Below are 13,632 nucleotides of genomic sequence, written 5' to 3' on the forward strand. Positions count from 1 at the left end.
TGGCAGCGCTTTTGCCGCTCGTCGGTTTGACCTTGCTGGCAAGCACCTCGCTTTTGGCGGGCTCGCGCTTCGCCGACGAGGTGTGCTTCGTCGCCTCGTGCCTGACCGATTCCGGGCGCACCGGCTGCGCGCGTTCGTGACGCGTGTCGCGCTCGACGCTTCCCGGTTCGGCGCGTCCGGCGGCATCGGTCGTGAATGCGTCGAGCACGCGCAGGGCGGCTTCGAGATCGTCGCGCGATACGCCCTTGAGCGCCTGCGCGCGCAACGTGACCAGCTCCTCTTCCATCTTCGCGGTGACGGCGCGACCTTCGTCGGTCAGCACGACGGTCTTCGCGCGGCGGTCTTCGGGATCTTCGTCGCGGCGCATCAGGCCGGCCGCGCACAACTGGTCGAGCAGCCGCACGAGGGACGGCCCCTCGATGCCGATGTGATCGGCGAGCGTGACCTGACGCACCGCCGAGCCGAGCCGGCTCGCGGTCAGAAGCGGCGTCGCGCACGCTTCGGATACGTTGAAGGCCGCGAGCACACCATGACTCGTGCGCCGCCACTTTCTGGCGGCGACGACCAGCGTGCTGCTGACGGTGCGGCGCAGGGCATCGAGATTCGACATGGCCGGTATTGTATTTCCAAAATATTCGTTAGCAAACTATTGAATTGAAAATCGTGGCCGAACCGGAGGAATCTGCGGCGCGAATGCGACAGCGGCATTAAATCGGTGGCCAGGAGGTGGGCTTACAGAATTGTTGGGTGTGCGGTGCGCCGCGATTTAATCGGCATCTCGATGCAAGTGGTCTACTTGATTTACTTGAGCTTGATTCAGGCGACCAGCCCGATCCGTATCGTGCGCGCCAGCTCGTCGAGCTGAAACGGCTTGCGCAGGATCGTGCAATGCTTGACCGCGAGATCGGCAATGTCGACGTCCGCATAACCGGTCGCCAGGACCACCGGTAGATCGGCACGAAGCTTGCGCGCCGCGGCGATCACGTCGATGCCGTTCATGCCCGGCATCGCGAAGTCGACCATCAGCAGATCGGGACGATCGTCGACGAGGCGGTCAAGGCCAGCCTGGCCGTCGGCGGCCTCGGTCACCGTATAGCCGAGCATGCGCAACGATTCAACGAGCATCGCGCGCACCTCGCTGTCGTCCTCGACCACCGTACACCTGGCTCAGGCCTAGCCCCGTGCCCTTGCCGATCGGCTTGGTCGTGAAGAACGGATCGAATACGCGCGACACGACGTCGGGCGGAATGCCCTCACCCGTGTCGGCGACTTCGATCACAACGTAGCGACCGTGCTTCAGTGTCTGGTCGGGGGCATCGCGCGCGGTCACGCGAATGTCGAGGCGGCCGCCGCCTGGCATCGCGTCGCGCGCGTTGATCGCGAGATTGAGCACCGCGAGCTCGAGCTGATTTGCGTCGGCCTGGGTCCACATTTCGGTGCGCTCGAAGGCGTTGTCATAGCGGATGCGCGAGCCGAGCGATACCGCGATGATGTCGCGCATGCCCTGCAGCAGTGCGACCGCGTCGATCGCTTTCAGATTCGGATTGCTGTTGCGCGGGAAAGTCAGCAACTGGCCAGTCAGTTTCGCTCCGCGCTCGGTCGCGCCCTTGACGGTGGCCGCCATGCCGCGCAGGCGTTCGTCGCCGCTCACGCGTGCGATCAGTTCCGCGTTGACCATGATCACGTTGAGCAGATTGTTGAAGTCGTGCGCTATGCCGCCGGTCAGCTGACCGAGCGCCTCCATCTTCTGCGATTGCACGAGCACGGCCTGAACCTTCGCGCGTTCGTGGATCTCGGCCGTCAGCCGGTCGTTGGCTGACGCAGGTTCGTGCGTGCGCGCGGCGATGCGGCTTTCCAGCGAATCGTTCAGCTGCTCCAGTGGGTCCTGTGCCTCGATGCGCTCGGCAAGCAGCCTTCGCGATTCATACTGCCGTCCACGGGCCGCAACGACGACGCGACCGCGCGCCGCAACGTTTCCGAATTGAGCGGACGTTCGAGCACCACTACGTTGCCGAGCCGTTCGAGCACTTCGAGCCCGCGCGCGGATCGATGGCCGATGCTGCCGGCGGCGAGCAGGATGCACGGGAAGTCGGACCATGCGGGCTGCCGTTCGAGCCACGCATAGAGGCTCGAGCCGTGGCCGTTCGCGAGCGCTTCCTCGGTGAGCAGCGCAGTGCCCGCGCCGACGTCGAGCTCGGTGGTGAGCGCGTCGGCGTCGTCGCAGGTCACGCAGGCGCGTGCGTCGTTGTGCAGCACGGCGGTGATCACTTCGGCGTCGCGGCCGAACGGTGCGAGGATGAGGACACGCTGCTCCATCGCTCACTGTCTTGACGTATCGATCAGATGGTTCGTCGCGCCGAGCATCGCGGTGCTGCCGCGATACGAGGGCAGGCCCGACAGCACGCCCTCGAAGTCGCGCAGCGCTTCGCCGACCTCGACGCCTTCGGTGCCGAGGCGGAACTGGCGGATCGTGCGTTCGTGATGGTTCGCGCGGCTCTTGACGGCGGTTATTGCCGTCAGCACTTCGCCGTGGTGCTCGAAGTAGCGGAACAGCACGACCGCGTCGCTCAGATAACTGACGTCGACCTCGGTCTGCACTTCGCCGATGATGCCGTGCTGCCCGAGCACGAGCATCGTGATCACGCCCTGCTGATTCAGATAGCCGAGCAACTCGTGCATGTGCAGAAGCAGGTAGCGCTCGCCGGGCATCGCCTGCAGATAGGCGTTGAGGCTATCGACTGCGACATGGCGCACGTGCTCGGCTTCGACCGCGTTGCGCACGTCGCTCGACAGCTCTCCCGGCGAGATTTCCGCCGCATTGATCTGACGCAGCGTCAGCAGACCGCTGTCTACGTGCGGCGCGAGATCCATGCCGAGCGTCGCGCAGCGCTTGACCAGCGTGCTGAGCGTTTCGTCGAACACGTAGTACGCGCAACGCTCGCCGCGTTCGAGAGCGGCAAGCAGGCACGACACGACGGTGGTGGTTTTGCCGACCCCCGACGGGCCGATGATCAGCGAATTGGTGCCGGGGACGAGGCCACCGCCAAGCAGCGCATCGAGGCCGGGTGTGCCGGTGCTCAGCGGGCTCGTGCCGAATTCGCTGTGATGCTCGGCGGCGACCAGGCGCGGATAGACGCGCAGACCACCGGTGTTCAGCGTGAAGTCGTGATAGCCCTCGCGGAACTTGATGCCGCGCATCTTCGCGACGCGTAGACGGCGGCGGTTGCCGCCGTAATCGTGGGCAATGTTGTCGAGGCTGATCACGCCGTGCACGATGCTGTGAAGCTGAATGCCGGAGGCGCTGGCCGACGTGTCGTCGAGCAGCAGAACCGTGCATTCGCGCGTCGAGAAATGGTGCTTGAGCGCGAGAATCTGCCGACGGTAGCGCAATGGGTTCTCCGCCAGCAGACGCAGTTCGGACAGGCTGTCCAGGACGACGCGCGCCGGCTTCAATTCGTCGACGTGCTCGATCACGTTGCGCACGCTTTCGCCGAGTTCGACTTCGGCCGGGTGCAGCACGGTCTGTTCGTATTGCGGTTCGAGCCCTTCTTCGGGCAGTTGCTCCAGTATCGTGAAACGGCTCAGATCCCAGCCGTGGCTCGCGCCGATCGCGAGCAGTTCAGCACGGGTTTCGGACAGCGTGATGTAAAGGCCGGTCTGCCCTTCGCGGAGGCCCTTGAGTAAGAATTGCAACGCCAAGGTGGTCTTACCCGTGCCTGGCGCGCCCTCCACGAGGTACATGCGGTTCGGCGTAAGACCACCGCCGAGGATGTCGTCGATGCCTTCGATACCCGACGATATGCGGGCGGAGGCAGGGGCGGCGGTAGTGGTCGACATGATGGTTGAAATGACGTCGGCAGTGGCTTTTGATCGGGAGGGGCGCGCTGTCGCGGCCGGTATGGCGCGACGCAATTTATGTGCCGCCCATTGCCTGCGTGCTCGGGCCACGCGCGCATGGGCATGAAGCGTGCTGTGAGAGGTGGCTCGCTGCGAGCTTTTTTCAGCAGCACTTTGTGGAAGTTTCACGCACACCATGAAAACCTATCGACTTTCTGCTATCGCGCTTACCGCGGCATCGCTCGTTGCGCTGCTGCCGGTCGGCGCATCCGCCGACGATAGCCCCAGACCTTGCGGTGCGCTCAAACGGATCGTGGCCGCGGCGCCGGACGGCTTCGCCTCGTTGACACCCGACGACGGCAAAGGCGTTGCGCAACCTTATGGCGATGACGCGCAATGTTCGGCCGCGCATCGAAGTTTCCAGTGCACGTGGACGCCGCATCAGGCGGCGGGCTCGAACGCGGATGCATTGGAAGCGGCCGCGGCCGACGTCGCGTCGTGCCTGCCCGATGCAACGCACGATCAGAATTCGCCGGGACGTCAGCACTTTTATCTCGGCGCGAAGGGTCGACGCACCGAAATCACGCTGACGCCCGAGGGGTCCAACCGGTTGCGGCTCGTGGTGTCGGGCAGGTAAGCGGGGGTGCCGTTCAGGCGGTGGCGGCCGGCCACCACGACCAGCCGCGTCGCGAGTGGCGTAATTCGACGACCGACAGCGGCGCGATCTCGATGCGACAGAACACGGTTGGCGATGCGCCGAGGGCGTGCACGATTGCCGCTCGCAGCAGAGTCGCGTGGGTGACTGCGACGATGGTTCGACCTTGCGCAGAGGCAGCGAAGCTTGCTTCGTTGACGGCATTGCATGAACGCACGTCTGCCTGTTGCGCGTCGAGCCACTCTCCAACCCGCCGCACGAGTTGACCGAACGATTCGCCGCCGGGCGGCGCGGCGTCGGGCTCGCGTGTCCAGGCGGCGAGTTCGCGGGGCGTTTCGTCGGCAATGTCCACGAGGCGCTGGCCGCGCCATTTGCCATAGTCGATATCCGCCAATGCGTCGGCAGGCGTGGCGCTCAGACCGAGCGCAGCGGCCGTTTCGCGCGCGCTGGCGGCGGGGCTGGTGAACACGGCGGCGTCGGCGGGAAGCGCGAGACGCGCGCGCGCCGCCTCGGCTTCGGCGCGACCGCGCGCGTCGAGCGAATCGTCGGCAGGGAAGCGGCCCGCGCGCTGCGCGGCCGTTGCCGCGTGGCTCACCAGTAATAGTCGCGTATCCATTCTTTGCGTTGGCGCTCCATTCGAACTTGCCTGCGTGGTTTCATCGGCTCGCGGCGCGCGTTGCGAGGTAGCCCTCGCAGTCACGGAAGCTGCAGTTTAGCGCGTAGAATAGTGGCGCTGCGAAGCACGGAAGCCGGTGAGAGCCCGGCGCGGTCGCGCCACTGTAATCGGCATTGCAATCCACAAGAGCCGAAAGCCAGACCTGAGCTTCGCACCATTCCTCTGCAATCGACTTTCGGGGCGCGTCACCCCAGGAGATGTCCATCATGACCGAAGCTGTTTTCGATCGCGCCGCGCAACCGGCGGCCCAGCCCACTCCCATTCCTTTGCGCGAACTGCTGCCGTGGATCGTGTTCGGCGGCTTGCTGCTGTTGCTCGCGCTTTACTTCGTTGGTGCGGAACAGGGCGCGACGTCGCTCGTGCCCGGCATGTACGTGCATGAGTTCGTGCACGACGGCCGCCATCTGCTCGGCTTTCCCTGCCACTAACGGAGTTCGACATGGTAGGTAAATTGTTGGTGCGCGGGATGCTCGCGGGCATCGTCGCGGGTTTGCTCACGTTCGCGTTCGCGCGAATCGTCGGCGAACCACAGGTCGATCAGGCCATTTCATTCGAAGAAAAAGCGGCCGCCGCGCGCGGCGAGGCGCCCGAGCCCGAAATCGTGAGCCGTCAGACGCAGGCTGGCCTCGGCCTGCTGACTGGCGTGGTCACGTATGGCGCGGCATTTGGCGGCCTGTTCTCGTTGGTGTTTGCCTATGCGTATGGACGCGCGGGTACGTTGAGCGTGCGCGCGCTGTCCGCGTGGCTCGCGCTTGGCGCGTTCATCACGCTCGTGATCGTGCCGAATATCAAGTATCCGGCCAATCCGCCGTCGGTCGGTGATCCGGAGACGATCGGCACGCGCACGGGCCTGTTCTTTCTGACGATCGCGATTTCGCTCGCGACGATGGTGTTTTCGCTGAAGGTGCGGCGTCGCGCGGCGGCGAAGCTGGGTGCGTGGAACGGTTCGATCGTCGCAGGGCTCTTGTTCGTCGTGATCATCGCGGCCGTGCAACTGTCGATGCCGCTCATCAATGAAGTGCCGGCTGCGTTCCCGGCTGTGCTGCTGTGGAAGTTCCGCGTCGCGGCGATCGGCATGCAGGTGGTCATGTGGACGACGATCGGGCTGCTGTTCGGCGCGATGGTCGAGCGCAGCGCTTTTATGCGTACGAATGCGCGGGTGACGATGAAGTCCGCCTGATTGTGACGGTGACACGCGGCCGCGCAAGCGGCCATTCTTGCGCGCAACGCGCGGGAATGGTTTTGGATCAAGTACTTGGCGCGGTTGGGGAGCGGTTATCCACAGCCTTGCGAACATTTTCTGTGGAAAAGCTGCTTAACGGCTTTTCGCAACTCCACTCATCTCTCCCTTTCGCAGCGGGCGCTCCGGAGAATTCAATTGGAAGCCTAACTAATTCAGGTTGCACGCGGCGCTGCTCAATTTTTAAGCTCTTCAACTTTGCAAAATAAATTGTGAGAAGGGTATTGACGCGTTGTCGAGCGCTCTCCATAATTCCGTTTCTCTGCTGCAGACGCAGCGACGCAAACGAAGCAGTGCCGGGCAGGAGTGGTTCAGGCGCGGCGGGTTTGGCGGACCGATCTTTAAAAACTAACAGCCGATAAGTGTGGGCGCTTGATGCGGAATGCGGCGGCGGATTCTCCGGAGTCTGCTGCCAGGCAGAAGTATCAGCAGCCTCACACAGTATTAGAGGAAGGTTTGTCTGTCGGAAGACGGACTGATCATCGTCAGTACGTTGAGTGAGCGACCGGGTTCGAGAGAGCCCGAAAACAGTAACAGGTTTGAACTGAAGAGTTTGATCCTGGCTCAGATTGAACGCTGGCGGCATGCCTTACACATGCAAGTCGAACGGCAGCACGGACTCCGGTCTGGTGGCGAGTGGCGAACGGGTGAGTAATACATCGGAACGTGTCCTGGAGTGGGGGATAGCCCGGCGAAAGCCGGATTAATACCGCATACGCTCGGGAGAGGAAAGCGGGGGATCTTTCGGGACCTCGCGCTCAAGGGGCGGCCGATGGCAGATTAGGTAGTTGGTGGGGTAAAGGCCTACCAAGCCGACGATCTGTAGCTGGTCTGAGAGGACGACCAGCCACACTGGGACTGAGACACGGCCCAGACTCCTACGGGAGGCAGCAGTGGGGAATTTTGGACAATGGGCGCAAGCCTGATCCAGCAATGCCGCGTGTGTGAAGAAGGCCTTCGGGTTGTAAAGCACTTTTGTCCGGAAAGAAAACCTCGTGGCTAATATCCGTGAGGGATGACGGTACCGGAAGAATAAGCACCGGCTAACTACGTGCCAGCAGCCGCGGTAATACGTAGGGTGCGAGCGTTAATCGGAATTACTGGGCGTAAAGCGTGCGCAGGCGGTGCTGTAAGACCGATGTGAAATCCCCGGGCTTAACCTGGGAACTGCATTGGTGACTGCAGCGCTGGAGTATGGCAGAGGGGGGTGGAATTCCACGTGTAGCAGTGAAATGCGTAGAGATGTGGAGGAACACCGATGGCGAAGGCAGCCCCCTGGGCCAATACTGACGCTCATGCACGAAAGCGTGGGGAGCAAACAGGATTAGATACCCTGGTAGTCCACGCCCTAAACGATGTCAACTGGTTGTCGGGCCTTCATTGGCTTGGTAACGTAGCTAACGCGTGAAGTTGACCGCCTGGGGAGTACGGTCGCAAGATTAAAACTCAAAGGAATTGACGGGGACCCGCACAAGCGGTGGATGATGTGGATTAATTCGATGCAACGCGAAAAACCTTACCTACCCTTGACATGTATGGAATCCTGCCGAGAGGCGGGAGTGCCCGAAAGGGAGCCATAACACAGGTGCTGCATGGCTGTCGTCAGCTCGTGTCGTGAGATGTTGGGTTAAGTCCCGCAACGAGCGCAACCCTTGTCCCTAGTTGCTACGCAAGAGCACTCCAGGGAGACTGCCGGTGACAAACCGGAGGAAGGTGGGGATGACGTCAAGTCCTCATGGCCCTTATGGGTAGGGCTTCACACGTCATACAATGGTCGGAACAGAGGGTTGCCAAGCCGCGAGGTGGAGCCAATCCCAGAAAACCGATCGTAGTCCGGATCGCACTCTGCAACTCGGGTGCGTGAAGCTGGAATCGCTAGTAATCGCGGATCAGCATGCCGCGGTGAATACGTTCCCGGGTCTTGTACACACCGCCCGTCACACCATGGGAGTGGGTTTTACCAGAAGTGGCTAGTCTAACCGCAAGGAGGACGGTCACCACGGTAGGATTCATGACTGGGGTGAAGTCGTAACAAGGTAGCCGTATCGGAAGGTGCGGCTGGATCACCTCCTTTCCAGAGCTATGCATTCATTGCACTCAAGTGCTCACGCTTATCGGCTGTGGTTAATGGCAGCAACGCAGACAGACAGCAGGGGTCTGTAGCTCAGCCGGTTAGAGCACCGTCTTGATAAGGCGGGGGTCGATGGTTCGAATCCATCCAGACCCACCAGTGTCGTGTCGGGTGAGCTGAAGGGCTGGGGCCGCTGGAATGGCTGTGGGACTGGGGGATTAGCTCAGCTGGGAGAGCACCTGCTTTGCAAGCAGGGGGTCGTCGGTTCGATCCCGTCATCCTCCACCAATCCTCAATGCGCAGTGTTCTGCCTGCAGGCAGAGCGTTGCGCATTGGCGATTGAGCCAGTCAGGGCGGTATGAGGCAGAGGCTTCATACCGGCTGTCGTTCTTTAACAATCAGGAAGAAGTAGTAAAGAGATTCACGAAAGCATGCCTGGAGATGGGTGTGTGAGTAGGTGAATCAGGGTTGTGATTGTATCGATGTATTTTAAAGGTGATCGAGAGATCGCTTTGGAATACGGCGCAACACGAATACTCAACCTGTAGCGAGTGCGTCTGTCCCCTCCGGGGATGGGACCCACGTAAGCGCTAAAGCGCTCACGTGGGTCGACCCAGAGACACACCCGTTATAGGGTCAAGCGAACAAGTGCATGTGGTGGATGCCTTGGCGATCACAGGCGATGAAGGACGCGGTAGCCTGCGAAAAGCTCCGGGGAGCTGGCAAACGAGCATTGATCCGGAGATGTCCGAATGGGGAAACCCACTCCTAATGGAGTATCCGCAGCTGAATCCATAGGCTGCGTGAGGCGAACGCGGTGAACTGAAACATCTAAGTAACCGCAGGAAAAGAAATCAACCGAGATTCCCAGAGTAGTGGCGAGCGAAATGGGATCAGCCGGTACACGTTATCTGTATTGTTAGTCGAACGCTCTGGAAAGTGCGGCCATAGCAGGTGATAGCCCTGTAGACGAAAACAGCATGGAAGAACTGGGTGTACGAGAAGTAGGGCGGGACACGTGAAATCCTGTCTGAAGATGGGGGGACCATCCTCCAAGGCTAAATACTCGTGATCGACCGATAGTGAACCAGTACCGTGAGGGAAAGGCGAAAAGAACCCCGGGAGGGGAGTGAAACAGATCCTGAAACCGCATGCATACAAACAGTCGGAGCCTCTGCGAAGGGGTGACGGCGTACCTTTTGTATAATGGGTCAGCGACTTACATTCAGTGGCGAGCTTAACCGATTAGGGCAGGCGTAGCGAAAGCGAGTCCGAACAGGGCGTCCAGTCGCTGGGTGTAGACCCGAAACCAGGTGATCTATCCATGGCCAGGTTGAAGGCACGGTAACACGTGCTGGAGGACCGAACCCACTAACGTTGAAAAGTTAGGGGATGAGCTGTGGATAGGGGTGAAAGGCTAAACAAACCTGGAAATAGCTGGTTCTCTCCGAAAACTATTTAGGTAGTGCCTCGTGTATCACCTTCGGGGGTAGAGCACTGTCATGGTTGTGGGGTCCATTGCGGATTACTACGCCATAGCAAACTCCGAATACCGAAGAGTGCAATCACGGGAGACAGACATCGGGTGCTAACGTCCGGTGTCAAGAGGGAAACAAACCCAGACCGCCAGCTAAGGTCCCCAAATATGGCTAAGTGGGAAACGAAGTGGGAAGGCTAAAACAGTCAGGAGGTTGGCTTAGAAGCAGCCATCCTTTAAAGAAAGCGTAATAGCTCACTGATCGAGTCGTCCTGCGCGGAAGATGTAACGGGGCTAAGCCATATACCGAAGCTGCGGATGCACAGTAATGTGCATGGTAGGAGAGCGTTCCGTAAGCCTGCGAAGGTGCACTGGAAAGTGTGCTGGAGGTATCGGAAGTGCGAATGCTGACATGAGTAGCGATAAAGGGGGTGAAAGGCCCCCTCGCCGTAAGCCCAAGGTTTCCTACGCAACGTTCATCGGCGTAGGGTGAGTCGGCCCCTAAGGCGAGGCAGAAATGCGTAGCTGATGGGAAGCAGATTAATATTTCTGCACCATTGTGAAATGCGATGGGGGGACGGATCGCGGAAGGTTGTCCGGGTGTTGGAAGTCCCGGTCCTTGCATTGGAGAAGGCGCTTTGGCAAATCCGGGCGCGTAATTCAAGGGTGCGAGGCGAGCCACTTCGGTGGCGAAGCAACTGGAAGGGGTTCCAGGAAAAGCCTCTAAGCTTCAGTTTCACAGTGACCGTACCGCAAACCGACACAGGTGGGCGAGATGAGTATTCTAAGGCGCTTGAGAGAACTCGGGAGAAGGAACTCGGCAAATTGGTACCGTAACTTCGGGATAAGGTACGCCCTGGTAGCCTGACTGGCCTGCGCCAGAAGGGTGAAGGGGTTGCAATAAACTGGTGGCTGCGACTGTTTAATAAAAACACAGCACTCTGCAAACACGAAAGTGGACGTATAGGGTGTGACGCCTGCCCGGTGCCGGAAGATTAAATGATGGGGTGCAAGCTCCTGATTGAAGTCCCGGTAAACGGCGGCCGTAACTATAACGGTCCTAAGGTAGCGAAATTCCTTGTCGGGTAAGTTCCGACCTGCACGAATGGCGTAACGATGGCCACACTGTCTCCTCCCGAGACTCAGCGAAGTTGAAGTGTTTGTGATGATGCAATCTCCCCGCGGCTAGACGGAAAGACCCCATGAACCTTTACTGTAGCTTTGCATTGGACTTTGAACCGGTCTGTGTAGGATAGGTGGGAGGCTATGAAGCGTGGACGCCAGTCTGCGTGGAGCCGTCCTTGAAATACCACCCTGATCTGTTTGAGGTTCTAACCTTGGCCCGTGATCCGGGTCGGGGACCGTGCATGGTAGGCAGTTTGACTGGGGCGGTCTCCTCCCAAAGTGTAACGGAGGAGTACGAAGGTACGCTAGGTACGGTCGGAAATCGTGCTGATAGTGCAATGGCATAAGCGTGCTTGACTGTGAGACTGACAAGTCGAACAGGTGCGAAAGCAGGTCATAGTGATCCGGTGGTTCTGTATGGAAGGGCCATCGCTCAACGGATAAAAGGTACTCTGGGGATAACAGGCTGATACCGCCCAAGAGTTCATATCGACGGCGGTGTTTGGCACCTCGATGTCGGCTCATCTCATCCTGGGGCTGTAGCCGGTCCCAAGGGTATGGCTGTTCGCCATTTAAAGAGGTACGTGAGCTGGGTTTAAAACGTCGTGAGACAGTTTGGTCCCTATCTGCCGTGGGCGCTGGATATTTGAAGGGGGCTGCTCCTAGTACGAGAGGACCGGAGTGGACGAACCTCTGGTGTACCGGTTGTCACGCCAGTGGCATCGCCGGGTAGCTATGTTCGGAAGAGATAACCGCTGAAAGCATCTAAGCGGGAAACTCGCCTTAAGATGAGATATCCCCGGGGCTTCGAGCCCCTTGAAGGGTCGTTCAAGACCAGGACGTTGATAGGTCAGGTGTGCACGTACAGTAATGTACTGAGCTAACTGATACTAATTGCCCGTAAGGCTTGATCCTATAACAGGTGTGTCTCGACCCGCGTTAGTGCTTCAGCACTTGCGCGGGTCCGATCCCCGAAGGGGATTGGTGTGAACTCCCGCGGGAGCTAACAGAAACGCACGGTTGGGATTCAGTGTTGTGCCAGAAACAACACAACCCCCACACGAATCCTTTACGCTTCTTCCCGATTGGCTGTGGCGCAACCGGTTGACTCCAACCCCTGCGACGCAGCAACCCGTCATGCCTGATGACCATAGCGAGTCGGTCCCACCCCTTCCCATCCCGAACAGGACCGTGAAACGACTCCACGCCGATGATAGTGCGGATTGCCCGTGTGAAAGTAGGTAATCGTCAGGCTCCCCCCCAGGTCAGAAACCCCACCCGCCGCGGTGGGGTTTTTGCGTTTACGCGGCCGACTTCGGCAGAGATGACGTTTCGGAGACAATCGAGCTGCCACAATTCGACAATACGACGCCGGAAAGTGCGTGCGTCAACTCTCTTTCAATTGTTCGCGCTATGCTCATGTATTCCTTTCGGAAGCGCTGGCATCGAACGACCAATGAAATCAGATCTGGCAATGCAAACCTACGGCGCGGATTCGTCGGGTATGGTCTGCGGTTTCCGGTTTTCGCCGACGCTCGCCGGACGGCCGATCGACGCGGACGAAGTCATCGACTGGTTCCGCGAGCGCGAGGACGATTCCGGCACAAGCGCAATGGACGCTGGCGAGTTTCTATGGCTTCACTTCAATCTCGCGCATAGCGCGAGCGAGCGCTGGATGCGGTCACAACTCGATCTGCCCGAAACTTTTTTCGACGCCTTGCGCGAAGGCTCGCATTCGACGCGGATCGAGCATGCGGACGGCGCACTGCGCGCGGTCGTCAACGACGTCATGTTCAACCTCGAATTCATCCCGTCAGAAATCGCGACGCTGTGGATCTACGCACATAAGCGGCTCATCGTGACGGCGCGGCTGAAGCCGCTACGCTCGGTCGACCGTTTGCGCGCGTCGGTGCGCGAAGGTGAAATATTCAGGTCGCCGGCCGAGCTGCTAGTTCATCTGATGCGCGACCAGGCCGACCTGCTCGTGCAGATCGTCCGCCGAACCAGTGCGGACGTCGATCGAATCGAGGATCGTTTTCTGTCGCAACGGCCAACGCAAAACCGCCTGGACCTCGGCGCGATGCGTCGCACGCTGACACGCCTGCAACGCATGCTGGCACCCGAACCGGGCGCGATTTTCCGCTTGCTGGCGAGGCCGCCTCGCTGGCTTCATGCGGAAGACGTGCAAGATCTGCGTGAATCGACGGAGGAGTTCTCGGTCGTGCTTTCGGACGTAGCGGGATTGATCGAGCGGGTCAGATTGCTGCAGGAAGAAATCATCTCGCGCCTCGAAGAGCAGAACAACCGGACGCTATTTACGCTGACGCTCGTCACGGTGCTGGCGATGCCGATCAATATCGTCGCCGGTTTCTTCGGCATGAACGTCGGTGGCATTCCGCTCGCCGAGAACAAGCATGGCTTCTGGCTGATGGTGGTGCTGGTCGCCGGCTTTACCGGGCTGACAGGCTGGTGGGCGTTTCGCCGCAGAAGGGAGCGCTAGAAGGCGCGGCAGACCTGGTCCGCTTTTTACGAGGCCAAACCCGCCGGCGTG

The 13,632-nt window shown here is 60.1% G+C and carries 6 protein-coding genes, 2 tRNA genes, 3 rRNA genes, 2 pseudogenes and 1 riboswitch; of the genes and pseudogenes, 9 read left to right on the forward strand and 4 right to left on the reverse strand.

Annotation, left to right across the window (positions count from 1 at the left end; all coding sequences use genetic code 11):
• Window positions 1-183 precede the first annotated feature (183 nt).
• The 3 genes and pseudogenes from OKW45_RS14600 to OKW45_RS14610 form a co-directional block, all read right to left on the reverse strand.
• A pseudogene (locus OKW45_RS14600) lies at window positions 184-610 on the reverse strand (MarR family winged helix-turn-helix transcriptional regulator); the annotation flags it as partial.
• A 206-nt stretch (window positions 611-816) separates the two neighbouring features.
• A pseudogene (locus OKW45_RS14605) lies at window positions 817-2,316 on the reverse strand (response regulator).
• Window positions 2,317-2,319: 3 nt separating this feature from the next.
• On the reverse strand, window positions 2,320-3,837 hold the full coding sequence (locus OKW45_RS14610; RefSeq protein WP_429469134.1) for an ATPase domain-containing protein: 1,518 nt from the start codon (window positions 3,835-3,837) through the stop codon (window positions 2,320-2,322).
• A gap of 196 nt (window positions 3,838-4,033) precedes the next feature.
• On the opposite strand from OKW45_RS14610, the gene OKW45_RS14615 reads away from it, so the two are divergent.
• Window positions 4,034-4,474 carry a hypothetical protein gene (locus tag OKW45_RS14615; protein WP_429469137.1) on the forward strand — a complete coding sequence of 147 codons (441 nt, stop codon included), beginning with the start codon at window positions 4,034-4,036 and terminating at the stop codon, window positions 4,472-4,474.
• A 13-nt stretch (window positions 4,475-4,487) separates the two neighbouring features.
• Here OKW45_RS14615 and OKW45_RS14620 read toward each other — a convergent pair whose 3' ends face one another.
• Complete coding sequence (locus tag OKW45_RS14620) at window positions 4,488-5,108, reverse strand: histidine phosphatase family protein (protein WP_429469140.1); 621 nt, start codon at window positions 5,106-5,108, stop codon at window positions 4,488-4,490.
• A gap of 80 nt (window positions 5,109-5,188) precedes the next feature.
• Window positions 5,189-5,323: riboswitch (cobalamin riboswitch) on the forward strand.
• A 51-nt stretch (window positions 5,324-5,374) separates the two neighbouring features.
• Between OKW45_RS14620 and OKW45_RS14625 the strand changes: the two genes are divergently transcribed.
• From OKW45_RS14625 to OKW45_RS14660, 8 genes are all read left to right on the forward strand, one after another.
• Window positions 5,375-5,596, forward strand: a complete 222-nt coding sequence (locus OKW45_RS14625) for a CbtB domain-containing protein (protein WP_429469142.1) — start codon at window positions 5,375-5,377, stop codon at window positions 5,594-5,596.
• An 11-nt stretch (window positions 5,597-5,607) separates the two neighbouring features.
• A complete protein-coding gene (locus tag OKW45_RS14630; protein ID WP_184011523.1) occupies window positions 5,608-6,348 on the forward strand; it encodes a CbtA family protein in 741 nt (246 codons plus the stop codon).
• Between the two features lie 601 nt (window positions 6,349-6,949).
• Window positions 6,950-8,482: ribosomal RNA gene (locus tag OKW45_RS14635) — 16S ribosomal RNA — on the forward strand.
• A gap of 79 nt (window positions 8,483-8,561) precedes the next feature.
• Window positions 8,562-8,638 (forward strand) — tRNA-Ile (locus OKW45_RS14640).
• A 53-nt stretch (window positions 8,639-8,691) separates the two neighbouring features.
• Window positions 8,692-8,767 (forward strand) — tRNA-Ala (locus OKW45_RS14645).
• A 346-nt stretch (window positions 8,768-9,113) separates the two neighbouring features.
• Window positions 9,114-11,996, forward strand: a 23S ribosomal RNA gene (locus OKW45_RS14650).
• Between the two features lie 225 nt (window positions 11,997-12,221).
• Window positions 12,222-12,335, forward strand: a 5S ribosomal RNA gene (gene rrf, locus OKW45_RS14655).
• The 16S, 23S and 5S rRNA genes sit together here with 2 tRNA genes alongside, the layout of an rRNA operon.
• 202 nt (window positions 12,336-12,537) lie before the next feature.
• Entirely contained in the window at window positions 12,538-13,581 is a 1,044-nt protein-coding gene (locus OKW45_RS14660; RefSeq protein ID WP_429469145.1) for a transporter, read from the forward strand.
• Window positions 13,582-13,632 lie beyond the last annotated feature (51 nt).

Origin of the sequence: Paraburkholderia lebeckiae, from assembly GCF_050436225.1 — a bacterium.
Lineage (GTDB): Bacteria > Pseudomonadota > Gammaproteobacteria > Burkholderiales > Burkholderiaceae > Paraburkholderia > Paraburkholderia tuberum.